This is a genomic window from Hydrogenophaga aromaticivorans (assembly GCF_013387465.1).
Classification (GTDB): domain Bacteria; phylum Pseudomonadota; class Gammaproteobacteria; order Burkholderiales; family Burkholderiaceae_C; genus Hydrogenophaga; species Hydrogenophaga aromaticivorans.
Window position 1 is genome coordinate 1 of record NZ_VYGV01000028.1, and the last position, 19,580, is coordinate 19,580.

Genomic DNA, 19,580 nt, shown 5'->3' on the forward strand with positions numbered 1-19,580 from the left:
GACCGCCGTGCTGGCCGCCCGCGCCGGCGATGGTGCGGGTGCGCCCGAAAGCTACCGGCCGCATGCCGCCGCGGGCGCCTATGTGCCGACCGCCTTGCCGGCCGTGCCCCAGTGGGCGCAGCGAAAACCCTGGCTGATGTCGGGCGCGGCGCAGTTCCGCCCCGGGCCGCCGCCGGCGCTGACCAGCGATCAATGGGCGCGTGACTACAACGAGGTGAAGTCGCTGGGCGAGCGCTCGGGCGGCCGGCGCAGCGCCGAGCAGACCGAGGCCGCGCGCTTCTGGGCCTATTCGATGCCTGCGATCTACCACGGTGTCGTGCGGTCGGCCGCCGACCAGCCCGGGCGCGATCCGGCCCGCAATGCCCGCCTGTTCGCCGCGGTCGCGCAGGCCATGGACGACGCCGTGATCGGCGTGATCGACGCCAAGTACCACCACCATTTCTGGCGCCCCGTCACCGCGATCCGCAATGGCGATACGGACGGCCACGCGGCAACCGAGCGCGTGGCCGCCTGGACGTCGCTCATCGACACACCGATGCACCCCGAGTACCCGAGTGCCCACAGCAGCCTCGCCAGCGCGGTCGGCACGGTGCTCGACGCCGAGTTCGGTGCCGGTACGTTGCCCGTTCTGAGCACCACCAGCCCGAGCGCCAAGGGCGCGGTGCGGCAATGGAAGCGCACCGACGATTTCATTCGCGAGGTCTCGGAAGCCCGCATCCACGGCGGTCTGCACTACCGCTTCTCCACCGATGCCGGCGAGGCCCTGGGCCGCCAGGTGGGCCGGCTGGCGGTCGAACAATTGCTGCGGGAGGCGCCGTGATGAACCGGCTGTTCGTGAACCCGTCTTCACCCGAGGAGCGCTGACATGCACCACCACACCATCGAGACCGATTACCTCGTCGTGGGCGCGGGCGCCATGGGCATGGCCTTTGTCGACACCCTGATCGATCAATCCGACGCCACCGTGCTGATGGTGGACCCGCACCCGCAGCCCGGTGGCCACTGGAACGACGCCTACCCGTTCGTTCGGTTGCACCAGCCCTCGGCCTGGTACGGCGTCGCTTCGACCCCGGTGGACGAGGCGGTGCCCGACCCGTCCGGCTACGGTCGCGGCGCCACCGGCGCCGAGGTGCTGGCCTATTTCGGGCGGCTGATGCGCGAGCGCTTCCTGCCGACCGGCCGGGTGCGCTGGTTCCCGGGCCACGCCTACCGCCTGGGGGACGACGGCTCGCACCGCCTGGTGTGCCTCGCTACCGGGGCGGAACAGGTGGTGACGGTGCGCCGCAAGCGGGTGGATGCCACCCACGCCCGCACCGAGGTGCCGTCGGTCCGCCGGCCCGCCTACGCGCTTGAAAACGGTGTGGACTGCATCGCGCCGGGCCAACTGCCGCAGCTGCAGCGGTCTTACGCCCACCACACCGTGGTCGGATCGGGCAAGACGGGCATGGACAGCTGCCTGTGGTTGCTGGACGCTGGGGTGCCGGCCTCGCGCATCCGCTGGATCATGCCGCGCGACGCCTGGGTGCAGGACCGCGCCAACATCCTGACCGGCGCAGAGCACTTCGCCCACAGCGTGCGCCGCACCATCGACCAGTTCGAGGCGATCGCCGAAGCCAGCTCGGTGCCCGACCTGTTTGCGCGCCTGGAGCAGCGTGGCGTGCTGATGCGTCTGGACCGGGCTGTGGAGCCCAGCACCTACCGCTGCGCCATCGCCTCGCGCGAAGAGCTGGCCCGGCTGCGGCGCATCGCCGACGTGGTGCGGCTCGGGCGGCTGCGTTCGGTCGAGCGCTCGCACCTGGTGCTGGACCAGGGCGTGATCGGCGCCCATGCGGACACGCTGTACATCGACTGCAGCGCCGCGGCCCTGCACCCCGCCCCACCGGTGCCGGTGTTCGATGGCGACCGGATCAACCTGCTGATGGTCAGCTGGTGCCGGCCGCTGTTCAGCGCGGCCCTGATCGCGCACATCGAATCCACCCTGAGCAACGAAGCCGAGATGAACCGCCTGTGTGAACCGGTGCCGGTGCCCGAGCGGCCCATCGACTGGCTGAGCGGGTGGGCCGTGACACTGGCAAACGCCCAGCGCTGGCGGCAGAGCCCAACCGTCGAGACCTGGCTGAAAGCGAGCCGGCTCAACACCGCGGCGGTGCTGCTGGACGGTGCGCGGTCGGACGACCCGGCCCATCTGGCGCTGTTGCGGGCCAGTGGTGCCAAGGCCCAGGCGGCGGTGCCGAACCTGAACCGGCTTCTGACCAGCCTGCAGCCGCCTCCAGCAACCCGCGAGGTCAGCGCCGGACGGCTGGCATGCCCGGACCGGGCTGTCCCGTGAACACGGGCCCTCGCCACGCGTGGTCCGCGCTCAGCGCACGGTGCGGCCGGTCCAGCCGTCGGTCGGGCGCGCGCCGCCGGCGCGCTGTTCGGCGTAGGTGCGGATGTGGGCGGGCAGGCGCGCGAGCAGCCAGCGCAGCGCCAGCGGCACGATGACCAGGTCGTCCAGCACGCCGATCACCGGCAGCATGTCGGGAATGAAGTCGATCGGCGAAACGAGGTAGAGCACCAGCGCCGCCGCACCGGCCTTGAGCCAGCCCGGCGATTCGGGATGGCCCAGCGCATACCAGAGCCGTTTCGCATCACCGCGCACAGCGAGCCAGATCACCGAGAGTCGTTTCCACATCGAAGCTTCTCCTTGGGTTGTCCGAGTGTTTCTGACACCGGAAATCTCCCAAAGTTCTCTGCGAGCCAAGAGCAGATGCCAAACAGGAAGCGGTGGCGCGTGAACCCAGCACACGCCGTGGAACCGGCTTTGCCGGGCCACAGGGCGTGGTCCCCCCGCCGGGGGGAAGCCGCGCAGCGGCGCAGGGGGGCCTCACCTTCTGATTGCGTTGGGGAAATACAGGGCCGTCAGGCTGCGGCTGTGCACCGGCGAAAAGTCGTCGGCCACCGCGCTGGCGCCACTGCCGTAGCGGCGCCACTCGCGCACCCAGTACAGGTGGTCGCAGACCTCCAGCAGGCCGATGGTCTCGCGGTCGCCGATCAGGATGCCGTGCGCGCGCAGGGCCAGGCGCTCCTTGGCCTCGCGCAGCTGCTGCAACGTGGCGGGGGTGACGCCGAACTCGCCGTCGCTCACCACCAGCAGGTCGGCCTCGTGCCAGCCGGCGGTCTGCACGAGGGCGATGGCGCGCTCGATCGGCGTCTGCACGTCGGTGCCGCCGTCGAAACTCTGGCCCATCAGGTCGAGCAGGTGCTCCAGCCCGGTGGCGTCGAGCGTCAGGTCGCGCTCCAGCAACTCGCTGGGGCCGCCAAAAGCCAGCAGCCGGCAGCGGCGCTGGCCGGCGTGGGCGCTGCGCAGCGCCTGCAGCACGCAGGCCTTGGCCACGCTTTCCGGCGCGCCGCGCATGGAGCCCGAGGTGTCGAGGCAGATGATCAGCGGGCCGCGCCCGGCGTGGGTGGGCGCCTGCCGGTGGGGCCGGTGTTCGGGCAACGGCAGCGGCCGCCGCGAAGTTTCGCGGGCGCGGTCGTCGTAGGTCAGCAGTTGCGCTTCGGCGAAGCGCGCGCGCCAGAGTCGGTGCAGCACCGGGTGGGTCAGGTTCAGGCTCTCGCTGCCGGCCATGCGCGCGAGGTTGCGCGAGCGGCGCACGCCGTCCACCGCGGTGGGCTCGGGGCGTCGTTCTTCTTCGTCGGCCTGGCGTTGCGCGGCCTGCGCATCGGGCGCCGGATCGGGTCGGACGGTGCGCGCCGGCGGGCGTTGCCGGTCGGTGTCGCGGCGGCCCACGCCGTCGATGAAGCTGGCCAGCGCCGGCAGGCGCTGCAGCAGCTGGCCGATGCGCCGCGCCTCCTGCCACTCGCGCCGGTTGAGCTGGCCGGCGAGGTCGTCCCAGCGCAGGTGCGCCAGGTCGCCGAGCGACTGCAGCAGCGCCAGCACCTCGTCCCAGCCCTGGCGCTGCACGTCCCAGCTGTCGCGGAAGCTGGCCTGCATGCGGGCCACCGCCTGCGCGCGCGGTTCATCGGCCGGGCGGTCGATCAGGCTGTCCAGGTGCCACAGCAGGCTCTGCAGCACCTGTCGGGTGAGCGGCGCACTCTGGCGTGTGAGGGTGAGCAGGTCCAGCTCGGCGAGCAGCGGACGCAGCGCCTGCGTGGCGGCGGCGTCGCCGAAGTCGTGCGCCGGGTCGGGCAGGGTGCCCACCATGAGCGCACGCACCCAGTGCGCCAGTTCGGGCAGACGGCGCGTAGCCGGGCCGCTGCTGCACACCACGGCCCAGCGCCAGAGTTCGCGTGGCAGGGCGTTCAGGTGGTGGTAGGGCCGGTCGGGCAAGCTCAGCCCTTCGACGGGCTCAAGGGGAACGGTGGCCGTTGGCGCGGTGTCGACCGACCCGCCCGTCCGGGCCGAGCCTGTCGACGCCTTCATGGGGATTCCCAGTGCACCGGCGCCGGTGCGTTGTCAGTGGCCTTTGCGTCCACCGGCAGGTCTGCAAAACCGTTGCGCGTGGACTGGTGCTGCGCGCACAGGCCCGCCAGCTGACCGCAGCGTTCGGCGTGCGCGGCTTCGATCTGCAGCAGCCAGCTCGGGGGCAGCCAGTCGTGCGACCGGGCTTCGGCCAGCACCGCGTGCGCCACCGCCAGCCACTCGCCGTGCAGCGCCAGCAGCCGCTCCAGCAACTCATCACATTGCGCCACGCGGGCAGCGATGTGCACGGGGCTGTAGTGACGCTGGGCGCGCGCGCTGGTGATGCGCACCATCTCGCTTTCTTCGCCCGGGCGGGTGATGGCGCGCGCCAGCGCCAGCTTGCCGGCGCTGTCGTCCTGCGCGTCGGGCGGAGCGCGGCGCTCGGTGTCGAGCTGCGACTCAAAGGCCTGCACCGCGCGCTCCAGCCCGTCGATCGGCAGTGGTGCGGTCTGGGCGACCCGGTGCAGGAACAGTGTGGTCCAGGCTGGCACCTGTGCCGGGTCGGCGGCCAGCGCACAGGGCAGCAGCCAGAGGTCCCAGGGGCTGACCTCGACGGCCCCGCGGCTGGCGGCCTGCAGCTGCAGCAAGGCCACGAGCTGGCGCCAGCGGCGGTCCGACACGGTCTGTGCGGTCTGGCTCGCGTGCTGCCGGGCCTGCAGCAGCAGCGCCAGCGCGGGTTCACCCAGCGGGACATGCGGCGCGCGCTCGCGCAGGGCCTGCACCCCGGCCGGGTCGATCAGCGCGTCGGCCGGGGTGTCGCCCGCGGCTGTCGCGTCGGTCAGCAGCAGGGCCGTGAAGTGTTGGTCGTCCACCGGCTGCACCGGCACGCGCAGCAGGAAACGGTCGTAGAAGGCGAGCAGGCTGTCGTCCTGCGGCTGTTCGTTGCTGGCGCCGACGAGGCACACCAGCGGCACCGGCAGGCGTTGGCTGCCGTTGTCGAACTGGCGTTCGTGCAGCAGGCCGAGCAGGGTGTTGAGGATGGCGGAGTTGGCCTTGAACACCTCGTCGAGAAACGCCACTTCGGCGCTGGGCAGGTAGCCCTCGGTCAGGCGCTCGTAGCGGTCGTCTTCCAGCGCGCGCAGCGAGAGCGGACCGAACAGCTCTTCGGGCACGGTGAAGCGGGTGAGCAGGCGCTCGAAATAGTGCGCACCGGGCAGCAGGCGCTGCAGGCGGCGCGCGAGTTCGCTCTTGGCCGTGCCGGGCGGGCCGAGCAGCAGCACGTGCTCGCCCGCGAGCGCCGCCAGCAGCAGCGCACGGGCGGCCACGTCGCGCTGCAGCAGGCCGCGCTCCAGTTCGGCCAGCATGGGCGCCCAGGTGGCGCCAGTGGTGTGTTCACGCGTCATGGGGTGCGGCAGAAATTGGAAATACAAAGGGCACCAGTGTTGACGGCACCAGCGCCCCAGTCAAGACACACAAGGGAGAGCAAACAGTCTCCGGAGCGCGGGCCCCACCCAGAACGCGGCGGAACCGGCTTTGCCGGGCCGCACCGCGTTGCCCCCTGGGGGGTGACGCCGAAGGCGGCGCGGGGGGTCACATTTTTTCGAATACCGCGGCGATGCCCTGGCCGCCGCCGATGCACATCGTGACCAGCGCGTAGCGGCCGTTGATGCGCTCCAGCTCGTACAGCGCCTTCACCGTGATCAGCGCACCGGTGGCACCGATGGGGTGGCCGAGCGAAATGCCCGAGCCGTTGGGGTTGACCTTGGCCGGGTCCAGGCCGAGCTCTTTCGTCACGGCGCAGGCCTGGGCGGCAAAGGCTTCGTTGGCTTCGATCACGTCCATGTCGTTGACGGTGAGGCCGGCTTTCTGCAGCGCCAGGCGCGAGGCCGACACCGGGCCGATGCCCATGATCTTGGGGTCCACGCCGGTGTGGGCGTAGCCGACCAGGCGCGCCAACGGCTTCGCGCCACGCGCCTTGGCCACACCGGCTTCCATCAGCACCACGGCCGCGGCGGCGTCGTTGATGCCCGAGGCGTTGCCGGCGGTCACGGTGCCGTTTTCCTTCACGAACACGGGCTTGAGCTTGGCCATGTCTTCGAGCTTGCAGTTGGGGCGGAAGTGCTCGTCGGTGGCGTAGGCCACCTCACCCTTCTTGCTCTTGAGCATGACCGGCACGATCTGGTCCTTGAAGTACCCGGCTTCGGTGGCGCGCTGGGCGCGGTTGTGGCTCTCGACGGCCAGCGCGTCCTGCATCTCGCGCGTGATGCCGAATTTTGCGGCCACGTTTTCGGCCGTCACGCCCATGTGGATGGTGTGGAAGGGGTCGTGCAGCGCGCCGACCACCATGTCGACCATCTTGGTGTCGCCCATGCGGGCGCCCCAGCGGGCCGAGAGGCTGGCGTAAGGGCCTCGGCTCATGTTCTCGGCACCGCCGCCGATGGCGATGTCGCAGTCACCGAGCATGATCGCCTGGCTGGCCGAAATGATGGCCTGCAGGCCCGAGCCGCACAGGCGGTTGACGTTGAACGCGGGCGTGCCTTCGGCGCAACCGCCGTTGACCGCGGCGACGCGGGAGAGGTACATGTCCTTGGGTTCGGTGTTGACCACGTGGCCGAACACCACATGGCCGACGTCCTTGCCGTCCACGCCGGCACGCGCCAGCGTTTCCTTGACGACCAGGGCTGCCAGTTCGGTGGGCGGCGTGTCCTTGAGGCTGCCGCCGTAGGTACCAATGGCGGTTCGGGCGGCGCTGACGACAACAACTTCTCGGCTCATGTTCATCTCCTGATTGTGGTGGGGGTGTGATGGGTGGTGACCCGCGCCGTGAGGGCGGTGATCGCCGGATCAACAACACATGGTATGCGCGGCAGGCTTACACCGGGCTTGTCGGCTGTCAACTCGGGCGCACCGCCCGTTGCGAGCGCTCAGAGGCTGAGAGCTTTTCGGGCGTGACCGAGTAACGCGCCAGAACGTGCCCAATCAAGGCGCAAAGCACAGCCATAGCTTTGGCTATGGCGCGCATTTGCAACGCCGAGTGGGTGCGTTCTGGCGTGGTGAGCGAGCATGAGCGAAAGACTCTCAGCCTCTCAGAACACCTGGCGTGCCAGCACCGGCAGGCGGTCGCCGGCAGCGGGCCGGGTGACGAAGACCTCGCCCATGGCCAGAGTCGCTCCCGTGAGTGCCGAGATGTTGACCTGGTGCGTCACCAGCATGAGGTTCTTCGGTGCCGCCAGCCCGCGAACCGCGCGCAACACCTCGAGGGTCTGTGCCGGGCCGGTGGCGTCGTTGAAAAAGGAATTGATCGGCGCCCAGACCGTGTGGCGGCCAAAGGCGAGTTCGGCGGTTTCGGTGCAACGGCACCAGGCGCTGGAGCGCACTTCGTCGATTGGCACGCTTTCGCGGGTGAACGCCGCGCCGATCCGGCGCGCCTGCTCGCGGCCGGCTTCACTCAGGTTTCGCTGGGTGTTGCACTGGTCGAGTCGGAAGCCCGGCGGGTCGCCGATGCCGGGTTCGGTGAGTGCGTGGCGCATGAGCACCACGCAACCACCGCGGCGCAGCAGGGCCCAGAAGTCGCCGCTGCCTTGTGCGGCGGCCCCCATCGGCAAGCTGGCGGCGCCCAAGCTGAGCAGTGAGCCGGTGAACTGGCGACGTGACAAATGGGCCATGGGGGCTCCCGGCAGGGCGGCCGCTGGGGGAGTCAGTCCCGCACGTCGGCCACCGGTTGGTCTCCGAAGTCGGGCCGCTGGAGCCAGGCCAGGACCTGGCGGGCGGCGTCCGGTGGACTTGAGAGCTGGCCCTGGCGCTGGAGTTCCACGAAGCGCTGCAGGTCGGGGAAGGCGGCGGGGTCACCGGCGCGCAGCTGCACCTGCATGTCGGTGTCGATCACGCCGGGCGCCAGCGAGACCAGTTTCGCGCCGTGTTCGCGCTGCGCTTCGTCGAGCGCGCTGCAGCGGGTGAAGTGGTCCAGCCCGGCCTTGGCGGCGCAATACGGCGCCTGCGCGGCCATGGGGCGGCGGCCCAGGCCGGACGAGATGTTGAGCACCTTGCGCGGGCCGCGCCAGCCGCCTTCGACCCAGGCGCCGGTGGCGCGCAGGAAGGCCGCGGTGAGTTGCATGGGGGCTTCGAGCCCGACGCGCAGCGCATTGGCCAGTTGATCGGGCGGGCAGGCGTCCAGCGGCCCGATGGGCGGGATGACGCCGGCGTTGTTGATCAGCGTGGCGCTGGCCAGGCTGGGCGCGTCGAGCTGCGCCAGCCAGTTTTGCAGGCGCTCGGCCGCGGCCAGGGTGTCGGCCAGGTCGATGCGCCATTGCAGCAGCGTGGCGCCGCGCTGGCCCGCGAGTTCGGTGAGTTCGGCGCTGGACTGGCGCGACAGGCACAGCAGCACCCGACCCGGTGCGATGAGTTGTCGGGCCATGGCCAGGCCCATGCCGCGCGAGGCGCCGGTGAGGATGAAGAGGTCGTGCATGGCAAGGCGCCTCAAAAGGGGCAGGTGGATTGGAAACGCATCTCGGCGCCGGTGACCGGGTGCGGGATGCGCAGTGCCTGCGCGTGCAGCAGCATGCGATCCACCGCCCCGGTGGGCGCAGCGTAGAGCGGGTCGCCGACGATGGGGTGGTCAATCGCCTGCAGGTGCACGCGCAGCTGGTGCGAGCGGCCGGTGACGGGCTCCAGGTCGAGTCGGGTGGTGCCCGGCAGGGGTGCCGGCTCGGTGGCGAGGCGCCAGTGCGTCACGCTGGGTTTGCCGAGTTGATGGTTGACCGCGCTGCGCGGGCGGTTGAGCCAGTCCAGCAGCAGCGGCAGGTCGATCGTGTTCCAGCCGTTGTCCGGTTGGGGGTTGGCCAGCAGGCCGTTGACCACGGCCATGTAGCGCTTGTGCACGCGCCGTTGCTCGAACGCCAGGCTGAGGGCGCGCTGGGCTTCGATGCCCCGCCCCATGACCACGAGGCCGGAGGTGGCCATGTCCAGCCGGTGCACCACCAGCGCGTCGGGGTAGGCGGCCTGCGCGCGCGCGCTCAGGCAGTCCTGCTTGTCTTCGCCGCGCCCGGGAACGGCCAGCAGCCCGGCGGGCTTGTTCAGCACCAGCAGGGCCTCGTCGGCGTACAGCACCTGCAGCCCGGCCGGGATCGCCGCCGGCGTGGCTTGCGGGCCGGGTGGCTGCGCGGTGGCGGTGTCGCTCACGGCGCGGGGCCAAGCGCCTGGCGCAACTCGTCGGCGTCGATGCTGCGCGCGGCGCCGAAACCGGCCACCTGGCGCGCGCCGCCCGGCACCAGGCGCAGGAAGCGGAAATCGCCCAGTGCCGTCATGGGTTCGGCCTCGGGAAAGCGCGTCAGGTAGGCCTCTCGTGCGGCCCCGTGCGCAGCGCTGCCGGGCTCGCAGGGCAGGGCGTTCACGTCCAGCGTCACGCGGGGCAGCGCATGCACCGGTTCGCCCGCGACTTCGGCCTGGCAGACCATGAGCGAGGCGCGTGGCTGGCGCTGCAGGTTGCGCGTGTGTGCGGCCAGGCCGCTGACGTGGATCACCAGTTCGCCGGCCAGCGGCAACACGGCGAACGGCACCATGGACACGAAGGGTGCGCCGGTCTCGTCGAGCGTGCCGAGCGCGGCGACGCGCTGCGAGGCGAGCAGTTCGCGCAGCGCGGCGGTGAGGCGGGGTTCGTGCGCCATGGTCGGGTCAGCGCACCTCGATGTCGGCGCGCCGGTTGCGCGGTTCGACCACGTCGTCGTCGGTGGGCACCAGGGGCTCGCGTTCACCGCGGCCCACGGCCTCGATCCGGTCAGCGTTGAAGCCCCGCTCGACCAGCAACGCGCGCACCGCCTGAGCACGTTCCAGCGAGAGCCTGTCGTTGGCATCGTCGGCGCCCTGTCGATCGGTGTGGCCCGTGACCACGATTTCACCGCCCGGGCGCGCGCTGGCGCGTTCGATGATGGCGGGCAGCTGGGCCGCCGAAGTGCTGGTCAGCACCGAGGTGCCAGGCTCGAACTCCAGCGCGAACTTTTCCAGGGGCTGCTGTTCGAGCGCGAGCAGCCGCGGGTGGTCCTTGCGCACCTGGTCTGCGGTGGTGGTGCCGGGTGTGATGGCGCCGCTGCGGTCGACATCGGCGACCTGATAGGGCTGGTTCAGCGGTTGCGTCTGCCGGGCGGTGCGCACGTCCACCGCGCTCGGTGCGCCATGGGCCTGCGGCAGCAGGATGACCCGGGTGGCGGGAGCACAGGCGCCGAGCAGGGCGGTCAGCACCAGGCCTGCGGCCCGGATGGGGGTGTTCAATGCGGTCTTCTGTTTCATGAAAGCGGGGAAAGAAGAAAGACCCATCCCCGTGCGAAATTGCACGGGGATGAGGCGCCACTTTAACAGTCTGAGCTCAGGTGGCCGGTGCCTTGAGCGGGCCGTTCCTTGTGCGCGGAGGTGGCACCTGAGGGGGTGGAGCGGCCTCCACGATGAAGTCGGTGCCGCGCACGCCGACCACCGAAGTGGGCGTGGACACCTTGAAGAGGTCGGGGTTGATCTTCGCCAGCAGACCGGTGATGACCCGCACGGAACCCTGCAGCAGATCGAGCGCGAAGTGGCCTTTCTGGGTGGTCGTGTCGAACTGGAAGCGCGTCAGATCCACCGTGGTGTCGGGCCCCATCACGAGCACGGTGCCATCCTTGAGCGTGAGGCTGGCTGCGCCGTTGCGGCCGGTGCGGATGCGGTCGGTCTCGCGCACGCCTTCGCCCGGTGCGGGGGTGCGCGTCGCGTCGGCCCGGCCGATCCGGGTGTCCCCCTCGACGTGTTTGAAGGTGCCGATGCGAGCGCTGCCGGTGGCGTTGGTGGTCGTGGTCTGCCCGATGGCGAGTGACGTGGTCAGGGCCAGTGCAGCGACCAGGGAAACACGGGAAAACAGGTACATGGTCGTCTCCGGGAACGCGGTGAAAGCGGGTGAACAAAACATGCTATCGGACCCCCACGGGGGCCACAAGCCGCCGCCGGACGGGGCCGGCCGGTAAAATGCAGGCCCTGCCTGCTTGCCGGGCGCGGCCTTTGTTGTGGCCTTTTTCCTCCCCCCAGATGACCCTTTTGCTCGCGCCCATGGAAGGCTTGCTCGACGCGACGCTGCGCGATGTGCTGACGCGCACGGGCGGTATCGACCGCTGTGTGAGCGAATTCATCCGCGTGACCAACACGCTGCTGCCCGAGCGCGCCTTCGTGCGGGTGGTGCCCGAGCTGCTCAACGGGGGGCGCACACGCTCAGGGGTGCCGGTGCGGCCGCAGCTGCTGGGTTCCGATCCGGTCTGCCTGGCCGACAACGCCGCCCGGCTCGCCGGGCTGAGCCCGTTCGGGGTGGACCTCAATTTCGGCTGCCCGGCCAAGACGGTGAACCAGAGCCGCGGCGGCGCGGTGTTGCTGGACGAACCCGAACTGATCGGCCGCATCGTGTCTGCGGTGCGCCGGGCCGTGCCGGCCCACGTGCCGGTGTCGGCCAAGATGCGCCTGGGCTTCAACGACGACCAGCGCGCCGAGGATTGTGCGCAGGCGATCGCCGAAGCCGGTGCCGACGAACTGGTGATCCACGCCCGCACCAAGGCCCATGGCTACCGGCCCCCGGCTTACTGGGAGCGCATCGCCCAGGTGCAGGAATCGCTGCCCTCGGGGGCCATGCAGGTGATCGCCAACGGCGAAATCTGGAGCGTTGCCGAAGCGCTGCGCTGCCGCGAAGTGAGCGGGTGTGATGCGCTCATGATCGGCCGCGGCATGGTGACCGATCCGGGCCTGGCGCTGGCCATCAAGGGGCAGGGCGGCGTGCCCTGGGGCGAGGTGGCGCCTCTGCTGGCGGTGTTCTGGCAGCAGGTGAGCGGCCGTGTCGAGCGCCGCCACCGCGCCGGGCGCCTGAAGCAGTGGCTCAACTACCTGCGCAAGCGTTATCCCGAGGCCCAGACCGCGTTCGACGAGCTGCGCTGCTGCAACGAGCCGCCGCAGATCGATGCCTGGTTGCACGCCAGCACGGGGCTGGCCGCGGCGCGGGAGACCCCCGTCGCGCCGGTGGCGCGCCGTTTCCTACCCGAGAACCGCATGCCCGTGCCGCCAGCGGAAATGGCCCAGCCGTGTTAAGTTCCGGCCCCGGACCCGATAACCACCCCCTGTATGACTTCACTGGAACAACGGCTGCAAGCGCTTGGCACCGAGCGCCTGCGTGGCATGCGCCGCGGTCTTGAAAAAGAGAGCCTGCGCGCCCAGCCCGACGGCAAGCTGGCCCTCACGCCACACCCGGTGGCGCTGGGCAGCGCGCTCACGCACCCGCACATCACCACGGACTACAGCGAGTCGCAGCTGGAGCTGATCACGGGGGTGCACGACAGCGTCGAAACCTGTCTGCAACAGCTCACCGAAATCCACCAGTACACGGTGCGCAGCCTGAAGGCGGCCGGGGACGAAATGCTCTGGGCCTCCAGCATGCCCTGCGGCCTGCCGACCGACGAGACCATTCCGCTGGGCCGTTATGGGTCGTCCAACGTCGGGCGCGCCAAGAGCGTCTACCGCATGGGCCTGGGCCACCGCTACGGCCGGCGCATGCAGACGATCTCGGGCATCCACTACAACTGGTCGCTGCCGGGCGTGGACAACGATGGGTATTTCGCGCTCATCCGCAACTTCCGCCGCCACGCCTTTTTGCTGCTCGCGCTGTTCGGGGCCTCGCCCGCCCTGTGTTCCAGCTTCGTCGAAGGCCGCCAGCACGAGTTGCTGCCGCTGGGCAGCAGCGGCAGCCTGCACATGCCCTACGGCACCTCGCTGCGCATGGGTCGCCTGGGCTACCAGAGCGAGGCGCAGGCCACGCTGGACGTGAGCTACAACGGGCTCGAAGGTTATGCCGCCTCACTGCACGATGCACTCACCCGGCCCTGGCCGGCCTACGAAGCGGTGGGCATCCGCAACCCGGGTGGCGACTACAACCAGCTTGCCACCACCTTGCTGCAGATCGAAAACGAGTTCTACGGCACGATCCGGCCCAAGCGCGTGATCTACCCCGGCGAACGCCCGCTGCACGCGCTGCGCGAACGCGGCGTGGAATACGTCGAGGTGCGGCTGATGGACCTTGACCCGTTCGAGCCCATCGGCATCGGCGCACCCACCTTGCGCTTTCTCGACGTGTTCCTGATGCACTGCCTGCTCAGCGACAGCCCGCCCGACACGCCGGACGAAATCCACGAGCTCAAGTACAACCAGCACCTCACCGCCGCGCGCGGACGCGAGCCTGGCCTCTGTCTGTGGCGCAAAGGGGAAAGCGTGGGCCTGCAACACTGGGGCATCGAACTGATCGATCAGCTGGCGCCCATTGCTGCGACCCTGGACGCGACCCACGGTGGCAGTGACCACCGTGATGCCGTGGCGCAGGCCCGTGCCTCGCTGCTCGCACCCGAGACGCTGCCATCGGCCCGTGTGCTCGCTGCCATCCGGCAGGAGCACAACGATTCCTTCGTGGGCTTTGTGCGCGAGCAGTCGCAGCAGACCCATGCCCACCTGCTGGGTCTGCCCTGGAGCGCCAAGCAGCAGGCGCGGTTCGAGGCCATGGCCGCCCAGTCGTTCGAGGCCCAGCGCGCCATCGAAGCCGCGGACACCATGCCGTTCGAGGTGTACCGGCAGGAGTACACCTCACCCGCGCGCCTGGGGCGGCATCCCGACTGGTCCGCGATCGCGCCCGTCTGAGAGGCTGAGAGTCTTTCGCTCATGCCCGCTCACCACGCCAGAACGCACCCACTCGGCTTTGCAAATGCGCGCCATAGCCCGAGCTATGGCTGTGCTTTGCGCCTTGATTGGGCACGTTCTGGCGCGTTGCTCGGTCACGCCCGAAAAACTCTCAGCCTCTGAGCCGTCGGCTGCGCCGTGCCTGCGGCAGGCGGGTGTTGCGGCCGTTACCTCTGGAAACCCGCTCCCCCGTCAGGCGTATTCACCACCGGACGGGCTGGCGATAAGCTGCGGGCTTCCCATTCAAGGAGGCTGCCATGGCACGTTTGACCGCTGCGGACTTTGACCAGGAACTGCTGATCCTGTTTGATGCGTACGTACACGGAGACATCGATCGTCGCGGCTTTCTGGACCGTGCCGCGAAGTTCGCCGTCGGCGGCTTGACGGCAGCGGGCCTGCTGGCCGCGCTCAGCCCCGACTTCGCCATCGCGCAGGTGGTGCCCCAGGGCGATCCGCGCATCAGCACGCAGCGGGTGGAGCTTGCCTCGCCCTCGGGTTCCGGCTTGGTCAAGGCCTATGTGGCCAAACCCGCCGGCGCCAGCGGCCAGTTGCCGGGCGTGCTGGTGGTGCACGAGAACCGCGGCCTCAATCCCCACATCGAAGACATCGCCCGCCGCCTCGCCGTGGACGGCTACCTTGCGATGGCGCCCGATGCACTCACCCCGCTGGGCGGCTACCCTGGGGACGAAGACAAGGCCCGGGCCTTGTTTGCCCAGCTCGACCAGGGCAAGACCCGGCAGGACTTCATCGCCGCCGCGGGTACGCTCAAAGGCCGGCCCGACTGCTCCGGTCGCATCGGTGTGGTGGGTTTCTGTTACGGCGGCGGCGTGGCGCACCACCTGTCCACCCAGTTGCCCGATCTGGGCGCGGCGGTGCCGTTCTACGGCAACCACCCGCCCGCCGAAGACGCGGCCAAGGTGAAATCGCCGCTGCTGATCCACTTCGCCGGGATCGACGAGCGCATCAACGCCGCCTGGCCAACGTATGAAGCCGCGCTCAAGACCGCGGGCGTGCGCCACATCGCGCACCTGTACCCGGGTACCCAGCACGGTTTCAACAACGACACGACACCGCGTTACGACGCCAACGCCGCCCAGCTCGCCTGGGAGCGCACCCTCGGTTTCTTCAGGCAGCACCTGCAGGCGGGCTGAAGGTCCCGCCGCCCTCAGGCGCCGGGACCGCTCAGCTCCAGGTCTTCCAGCGGATAAGCGGCGCAAGGCAGCACGCAGCCGGCCGCCTTTTCTTCGGGCAGCAGACCCGGCCATTCGATCGCGTAGCGCACACGGCCCCGCACCAGCCGGCCGATGCAGACGCGGCAGCTGCCGTTGCGGCACGAGGCGGGCCAGGCCACGCCCGCGCGCAGCAGGGTCTGCAGCAGCGTCGCGTCAACCGGTGCTGAGAAGGACTCGCCGGTGTCGGACAGGTGCAAGCGGAAGGCCGTCGGTGCAGCTGGAGCGCTCATGTGCACAAATCTAACCGCAATGCCGCGCCAACGGATGGTGCAGGGCTTGTGCAGACACTGCCTTCTGAACAGGCAATCTGAAGAACTCCATTGTGAAACAAGCACTTAGCTTGCCCGTACAAGGCTTGTCCTGACTTATGCACAAGCTTGTCCAAGATTTTGATGGACAAGTGGATAACCACCGTTGTCCGGGTGCCTGTTTGCTGGGCAGATTGAAGAAGCACCTAGGGCCACAAGCACTTGCGCACCCCGTACACGGTTGACCCTGGGTTATGCACAAACTTATCCAGTGTTTCGCTGGACAACATCGCCGGGTGGGGAAGACCAGCGCAAACCTCAGGCTTCGCCGCCGAAGCGCAGGATCAGGTTGTCGATGTACTTCTCGACCAGTTTTTCAAACTCGCCTTCGACGATGGGCGCCACCACCATCTTCATCAGGCCCGGCAGCGGCACCTCGATCTCGCCCTGGATGGCCAGCGTCACGCCGGTGGACTTCTTGTTGTCCACGATCTTCCAGTGGCCGCCCACCAGCGCGTTGCCCACGCCCTTGACCGGTGTCCACTTCACCGTGCCCTTGGCCTTGTCGGAAACGTATTTGCTGGCGTAGATGGTCTGGATGTTGACCTGCGCCGTGCCCACCTTTTCCATCTCCCATTTGTAGACGCCATCACCCAGGTCGGTGAGCTGTTCGACTTTGGGAAAATGGCTGACCGAGGTCGGCACGTCCGAGAGCACGTCGAACACCTCGGCGGCCTTGGCCTTGACGTCGAATTCGTAACCCAGATCGATCTTGACGGTGATGCTCATGTGTCTCCTCTTGGGGTGTGGGGAATGAAAAACCATTGTGGCACGGCACCCCGCCGGGCCGATAGAGAAGACACCCCAGCGCACAATCCCGGTCTGACTGAAAGAACAAACAATGAGCATCCAGTGGTTCCCCGGGCACATGCACCTCACTCGCAAGGCGATCGGCGAGCGCGTGAAAGAAATCGACGTCGTGATTGAAATGCTCGACGCGCGCCTGCCCGGCAGCAGCGCCAACCCGCTGATGGCCGAGCTCACCAGCGGCCGGCCCACGCTCAAGGTGCTGAACAAGCAGGACATGGCCGACCCCGCGCGCACCGCGCTCTGGCTCGCGCACTACAACGCGCAGCCCAACACGCAGGCCATCGCGCTGGACGCGAGCAACACCGCGCCCGCGCGCGCCATCATCGACGCCTGCCACCACCTCGCGCCCCGGCGCGGCGGCATGGTCAAGCCCATGCGCGTGCTGATCTGCGGCATTCCCAACGTGGGCAAGTCCACGCTGATCAACACGCTCAAGGGCAAGCGCGCCGCCAAGACCGGGGACGAGGCGGGCGTCACGCGCACCGAATCGCGCATCGCGCTGGCCGACGACTTCTACCTCTACGACACGCCGGGCATGCTCTGGCCGCGCATCGTGGTGCCCGAGAGCGGCTTCAACCTCGCCGCCAGTGGCGCGGTGGGCAAGAACGCCTACGACGAACAGGAAGTGGCCTACGAACTGCTGGCCCTGCTCAAGGCCGATTACCCGGCGCTGCTCGAAGCCCGCTACAAGCTCGGCCGCGCGCCCGAAGCCTACGCCCAGGCACACGAAGAAGAACTGATCGAAGCCATCGGCCGCCAGCGTGGTGCGCTCGCGGGCGGTGGCAAGGTCAACATGCAGAAGGCCGCCGAACTGGTGATCGCCGACTTCCGTGCGCTGCACATCGGCCGCATCACGCTGGAAACGCCCGAGCAGTTCGGCCGCTGGATGAAGGCCGGCCTGAAATCCGACGCTGATCGCGCCGAGCGCAAGAAGTCGCTGCGCGAGCAGGGCCTCATCAGCCCGGAGCGCAAAGCCAAGGCGCCCAAGCCCGCCAAACCGCGTTGACCGCGCTGAGCCCATCCCCAGGAGACCCCGCATGTCCACCGTTGCGCCCCTCGACAACCCCGAAGCCGATCCGCGCGTGAAAGCCGTGTTCGACGACATCCGCGCCACGCGCAAGACCGATTTCATCAACAACATGTGGCGTTACCTGGCGTTTGATGCGGCGCTGCTGGAGCAGACCTGGGCCGAGGTCAAGCGGATCATGGCCACACCGTCAGCGCTCGATCCGCTCACCAAGGAGCTGGTCTACATCACCGCGTCCATCATCAACGGCTGCAGCTACTGCGTGCACTCGCACACCGCCGCGGCCACCGCCAAGGGCATGACGCGCGAGCAGCACGCCGAGCTGCTGTCCATCGTGGCGCTGGCGGCCAAGACCAACCAGCTCGCCACCGCGCTGCAGGTGCCGGTGGATCCGGTGTTCGACAAAGGCTGAAGCCCGCCCGGCCCGGGATTGACGCGGCTCAAACCGCCCGCGCCGCCGCGGTGCCAGCATGGCGTCATTTCACCGGAGCCCTGCCATGACCGAACCGCGCCGCATCCTGCTCGTCAACGGCCACCCCGATGCCGGGGAGCACCACCTGATCCACACGCTGATCGAAGCCTACGCCGAAGGCGCGCAGGCGGCCGGGCATGCGCTGCGCCGGGTGGACGTGGCCGCACTCGACTTTCCGCTGCTCCGGAGCCAGCACGACTGGGAACACGGCGCGCTGCCGCCCTCGCTGCAGAGCGCCCAGGACGACATCGCCTGGGCGCAGCACCTGGTGCTGTTCTTTCCGCTCTGGCTGGGCGACATGCCGGCTGTGCTCAAGGGGTTTCTGGAACAGGTGGCGCGGCCCGGATTCGCCTTCAAGAAGGGCGGTGACAACCCGTTTGGCCACAAGGGGCTCACCGGTCGCTCGGCCCGTGTGATCGTCACCATGGGCATGCCCGCGCTGCTCTACCGCTGGTACTTCCGCGCCCACAGCGTCAAATCGCTGGAGCGCAACATCCTGGGGTTTGTCGGCATCGCCCCGGTCCATCAAACCCTGATCGGGATGGTGGAGCAGTTGGGCGAGGCGGGTGTGGCGAAGTGGCGGGCCCGGTTGCGGCGGCTGGGCGAGCAGGCTGCTTGAGGGCTCAGGTGTCGAGCTGGTCCGCGACTTCGTCGGGTGGCGCGACGGTGACCGCCACGCTGAGTTTGTGCCGCGCGCCGCCCTGGATCACACCGCGCATGGGGGAGACATCGGAGAAGTCGCGTCCGGTGGCCAGGGTCACGTAGTCTTCGCCGGGGCTGCCCCAGCCGCAGCGGTTGTTGGTCGGGTCGAAGTCGAACCAGGCGCCGCCGGGTGCGGCGGTGTCGTCGGCCTCCGTCGATTCAGGCGTTTCATCGGACGCGTCGTCCTCACCGTTGCGGAGGTCGGCCAGCGGCGGAACGTAGACCGACACCCAGGCGTGTGAGGCGTCGGCACCGATCAGGCGGGGCTTGCCCGGTGGCGGCTGGGTGAGCAGGTAGCCGCTCACATAACGCGCGGGCAGGCCCAGGCTGCGCAGACAGCCGATCATGATGTGGGCAAAGTCCTGGCACACACCTTTGCCCTGTTCCAGCGCCTGCAGCGCCGGGGTGTTGACCTCGGTGCTGTCTGTTTCGTAGGTCAGTTCGGTGTGGATGCGCTCCATCAGCGCGCGCGTGGCTTCCAGCACCGGCAGACCCGCCTTGAAGGCCGGACGCGCGAAGGCCGCGAAGGCGTCGTCGCGCGGCACATAGGGGGACGCAAACAGGAATTCGCTCGCCGGATCGTAGGGCGCATGGGCGCGGTAGCGGAAGTGCCGGCGAACCTCTTCCCAGTGCAGCAGCTGCCACGCCGCGCTGTCGGGCAGCGCCTGCGGGGCCTCGGTCTGCACCAGGCTGTCGGCTTCGACGGTGAGGGTTTCGTGTGGCGCCTGCAATGAGAAAAAGGTGCGCAGGTTGCCGAACACGTCGATGGTCTGGCTGCGTGCCGCCGGTTCGGGCTGGATGCGCAGGCTGTGCTCGATCAGTTGTTGCGTTGCGGTGTCCTTCGGCGACAGGTGCACCATGTGCTGTGCCATGTCGATGCTGCCGTGGTAGCGGTAGCGGGTGCGGTGAAGGATGCGAAGCAACACGG

General features: G+C 69.2%; 21 protein-coding genes. 8 read left to right on the forward strand and 13 right to left on the reverse strand.

Translation table 11 applies throughout. The features are described from left to right. Both F3K02_RS25310 and F3K02_RS25315 read left to right on the forward strand, forming a co-directional pair. Positions 1 to 820: vanadium-dependent haloperoxidase (locus tag F3K02_RS25310; RefSeq protein WP_177139235.1), on the forward strand; the 820-nt coding region annotated here is incomplete at its 5' end. Positions 821 to 865: 45 nt separating this feature from the next. Next, positions 866 to 2,329 (forward strand): NAD(P)/FAD-dependent oxidoreductase, encoded by a 1,464-nt coding sequence (locus F3K02_RS25315; RefSeq protein WP_177139237.1) that lies wholly within the window; start codon positions 866 to 868, stop codon positions 2,327 to 2,329. 30 nt (positions 2,330 to 2,359) lie between these two features. Here the strand turns inward: F3K02_RS25315 and F3K02_RS25320 are convergent, their stop codons facing one another. From F3K02_RS25320 to F3K02_RS25365, 10 genes are all read right to left on the reverse strand, one after another. Next, complete coding sequence (locus F3K02_RS25320) at positions 2,360 to 2,674, reverse strand: YkvA family protein (protein WP_177139239.1); 315 nt, start codon at positions 2,672 to 2,674, stop codon at positions 2,360 to 2,362. Positions 2,675 to 2,866: 192 nt separating this feature from the next. After that, positions 2,867 to 4,405, reverse strand: coding sequence for a VWA domain-containing protein (locus F3K02_RS25325; protein WP_177139241.1), 1,539 nt, complete (start codon positions 4,403 to 4,405; stop codon positions 2,867 to 2,869). Then, positions 4,402 to 5,787, reverse strand: a complete 1,386-nt coding sequence (locus tag F3K02_RS25330; RefSeq protein ID WP_177139242.1) for an AAA family ATPase — start codon at positions 5,785 to 5,787, stop codon at positions 4,402 to 4,404. Before F3K02_RS25330 ends, F3K02_RS25325 begins: the two co-directional genes overlap by 4 nt. A 187-nt stretch (positions 5,788 to 5,974) precedes the next feature. Continuing rightward, the gene (gene bktB, locus F3K02_RS25335) at positions 5,975 to 7,159 is read right to left on the reverse strand and encodes a beta-ketothiolase BktB (RefSeq protein ID WP_177139243.1); all 1,185 of its coding nucleotides are present in this window, start codon (positions 7,157 to 7,159) and stop codon (positions 5,975 to 5,977) included. Positions 7,160 to 7,470: 311 nt separating this feature from the next. Then, entirely contained in the window at positions 7,471 to 8,049 is a 579-nt protein-coding gene (locus tag F3K02_RS25340) for a histidine phosphatase family protein (protein ID WP_246309815.1), read from the reverse strand. A gap of 32 nt (positions 8,050 to 8,081) precedes the next feature. Continuing rightward, positions 8,082 to 8,849: an SDR family NAD(P)-dependent oxidoreductase gene (locus F3K02_RS25345; protein WP_177139244.1), complete on the reverse strand. Its 768-nt coding sequence runs from the start codon at positions 8,847 to 8,849 to the stop codon at positions 8,082 to 8,084. A gap of 11 nt (positions 8,850 to 8,860) precedes the next feature. After that, positions 8,861 to 9,562, reverse strand: coding sequence for an RluA family pseudouridine synthase (locus F3K02_RS25350; RefSeq protein WP_425485642.1), 702 nt, complete (start codon positions 9,560 to 9,562; stop codon positions 8,861 to 8,863). Next, positions 9,559 to 10,047 (reverse strand): HugZ family pyridoxamine 5'-phosphate oxidase, encoded by a 489-nt coding sequence (locus F3K02_RS25355; protein WP_177139245.1) that lies wholly within the window; start codon positions 10,045 to 10,047, stop codon positions 9,559 to 9,561. The genes F3K02_RS25350 and F3K02_RS25355 overlap by 4 nt, the downstream gene beginning before the upstream one ends. Positions 10,048 to 10,054: 7 nt before the next feature. Then, positions 10,055 to 10,648 (reverse strand): OmpA family protein, encoded by a 594-nt coding sequence (locus tag F3K02_RS25360; protein WP_177139246.1) that lies wholly within the window; start codon positions 10,646 to 10,648, stop codon positions 10,055 to 10,057. A gap of 94 nt (positions 10,649 to 10,742) precedes the next feature. After that, positions 10,743 to 11,270, reverse strand: coding sequence for a FecR family protein (locus tag F3K02_RS25365; protein WP_177139247.1), 528 nt, complete (start codon positions 11,268 to 11,270; stop codon positions 10,743 to 10,745). Between the two features lie 158 nt (positions 11,271 to 11,428). Here F3K02_RS25365 and F3K02_RS25370 point away from each other — a divergent pair, with 158 nt between their 5' ends. The 3 genes from F3K02_RS25370 to F3K02_RS25380 all read left to right on the forward strand — a co-directional run bounded on the left by F3K02_RS25370 (position 11,429) and on the right by F3K02_RS25380 (position 15,252). After that, entirely contained in the window at positions 11,429 to 12,469 is a 1,041-nt protein-coding gene (locus F3K02_RS25370; RefSeq protein ID WP_177139248.1) for a tRNA dihydrouridine synthase, read from the forward strand. Between the two features lie 33 nt (positions 12,470 to 12,502). Beyond that, positions 12,503 to 14,062, forward strand: a complete 1,560-nt coding sequence (gene gshA, locus F3K02_RS25375) for a glutamate--cysteine ligase (RefSeq protein WP_177139250.1) — start codon at positions 12,503 to 12,505, stop codon at positions 14,060 to 14,062. Positions 14,063 to 14,358: 296 nt separating this feature from the next. Then, on the forward strand, positions 14,359 to 15,252 hold the full coding sequence (locus F3K02_RS25380; RefSeq protein ID WP_177139251.1) for a dienelactone hydrolase family protein: 894 nt from the start codon (positions 14,359 to 14,361) through the stop codon (positions 15,250 to 15,252). 14 nt (positions 15,253 to 15,266) lie between these two features. Here the strand turns inward: F3K02_RS25380 and F3K02_RS25385 are convergent, their stop codons facing one another. Together F3K02_RS25385 and F3K02_RS25390 are read right to left on the reverse strand one after the other, a co-directional pair. Continuing rightward, entirely contained in the window at positions 15,267 to 15,563 is a 297-nt protein-coding gene (locus tag F3K02_RS25385) for a 2Fe-2S iron-sulfur cluster-binding protein (RefSeq protein WP_177139253.1), read from the reverse strand. Between the two features lie 336 nt (positions 15,564 to 15,899). Beyond that, the gene (locus tag F3K02_RS25390; protein ID WP_177139255.1) at positions 15,900 to 16,370 is read right to left on the reverse strand and encodes an SRPBCC family protein; all 471 of its coding nucleotides are present in this window, start codon (positions 16,368 to 16,370) and stop codon (positions 15,900 to 15,902) included. 112 nt (positions 16,371 to 16,482) lie between these two features. On the opposite strand from F3K02_RS25390, the gene ylqF reads away from it, so the two are divergent. From ylqF to F3K02_RS25405, 3 genes are all read left to right on the forward strand, one after another. After that, entirely contained in the window at positions 16,483 to 17,457 is a 975-nt protein-coding gene (gene ylqF, locus F3K02_RS25395) for a ribosome biogenesis GTPase YlqF (protein ID WP_177139256.1), read from the forward strand. A gap of 31 nt (positions 17,458 to 17,488) precedes the next feature. Then, positions 17,489 to 17,890, forward strand: coding sequence for a carboxymuconolactone decarboxylase family protein (locus tag F3K02_RS25400; protein WP_177139257.1), 402 nt, complete (start codon positions 17,489 to 17,491; stop codon positions 17,888 to 17,890). 85 nt (positions 17,891 to 17,975) lie between these two features. Next, the gene (locus tag F3K02_RS25405; protein ID WP_177139258.1) at positions 17,976 to 18,569 is read left to right on the forward strand and encodes an NAD(P)H-dependent oxidoreductase; all 594 of its coding nucleotides are present in this window, start codon (positions 17,976 to 17,978) and stop codon (positions 18,567 to 18,569) included. Positions 18,570 to 18,573: 4 nt separating this feature from the next. Here F3K02_RS25405 and F3K02_RS25410 read toward each other — a convergent pair whose 3' ends face one another. Continuing rightward, on the reverse strand, positions 18,574 to 19,578 hold the full coding sequence (locus F3K02_RS25410) for a transglutaminase N-terminal domain-containing protein (protein WP_177139259.1): 1,005 nt from the start codon (positions 19,576 to 19,578) through the stop codon (positions 18,574 to 18,576). Positions 19,579 to 19,580 lie beyond the last annotated feature (2 nt).